Source organism: Rhizobium sp. BE258 (assembly GCF_031457345.1).
Taxonomy (GTDB): domain Bacteria; phylum Pseudomonadota; class Alphaproteobacteria; order Rhizobiales; family Rhizobiaceae; genus Rhizobium.
In genome coordinates this window covers 1-1,077 of sequence record NZ_JAVDWL010000017.1, presented here as the reverse complement: position 1 = coordinate 1,077, position 1,077 = coordinate 1, and the positions used below count along the sequence as shown (strand labels likewise).

Here is a 1,077-nt window from a genome sequence, read left to right as displayed (position 1 = left end):
GAGACGGTGCGCAACTGGATGGCGGATGCCGGCCTCTGGCTGTCGCGCAAGCAGCGGCGGACGTTTCATCAGCCGCGGCTGCGGCGCGAAGCCTATGGCGAGCTGGTGCAGATCGACGGGTCGGAGCATCGCTGGTTCGAGGATCGCGGACCGCCTTGCTCGCTACTGGTGTTTGTCGATGATGCGACCGGCAGGTTGATGCAATTGCGCTTTGTACGCTCGGAAAGTGCCTTTACTTACTTTGAGGCGCTCAAGCTCTATCTGCAGGCGCATGGTGCTCCCGTCGCCTTTTATTCCGACAAGCATTCGGTGTTTCGGGTGGCGAAGAAGGAAGCCAGGGGTGGCCAGGGCATGACCCAGTTCGGGCGTGCGCTCTGCGAGCTAAACATCGAGATTCTTTGTGCAAATTCGAGCCAGGCCAAGGGTCGGGTCGAGCGCATGAACCGGACGCTGCAGGACCGGTTGGTCAAGGAGCTCAGGCTTTCTGGCATCGACACCATGGAGGCTGGCAATGCGTTCTTGCCGGGCTTCATGGAGGACTACAATGCGCGATTTGCAATCGTCCCTGCCCGCCCGGACAACCTGCACCGGCCACTGAATCTGGCGCCGGATCGGTTGACGGAGATCCTGTGCAAGCGCGAGCAGCGTTATGTCGGATCGCAGCTGACGTTTTCGTTCGAGCGCCAGCGGATCATGCTGGAGGAGACCGAGGTGACGCGCGGTCTGGTGGGTCGCTATGTCGAGACCTATGCTTATGCGGACGGTCGGCTGGAGGTGCGTTGGAAGGGATATTCCCTGCCCTACACCGTGTTCGACAAGGATCAGCGGGTGACGCATGCGGCGATCACCGAGAACAAGCGGTTGGGTGATGTTCTTGCCTATATCAAGGAGCGCCAGGAACAGCAGGACAAGCCGACGGTGAAGAGCAACAGCGACAAGAATGGCTATGTCAAACGTGCTCGCGGGCCGGGCCGGCGGAAGGATTTTGTGAACGATCCGGCGGTGATTGCTCGGCGAAAGAAAGCACTGTCGCGGCAGCAGGCTGCTGAGTGAGGCGTCTCAAAGCTAAAGCCGAAG

At 60.3% G+C, this 1,077-nt stretch carries 1 protein-coding gene; it reads left to right on the top strand.

What is annotated here, in order from left to right; translation table 11 throughout:
• Positions 1-1,053: ISNCY family transposase (locus J2X43_RS31005; RefSeq protein ID WP_310301518.1), on the top strand; the 1,053-nt coding region annotated here is incomplete at its 5' end.
• Between the last annotated feature and the right edge of the window lie 24 nt (positions 1,054-1,077).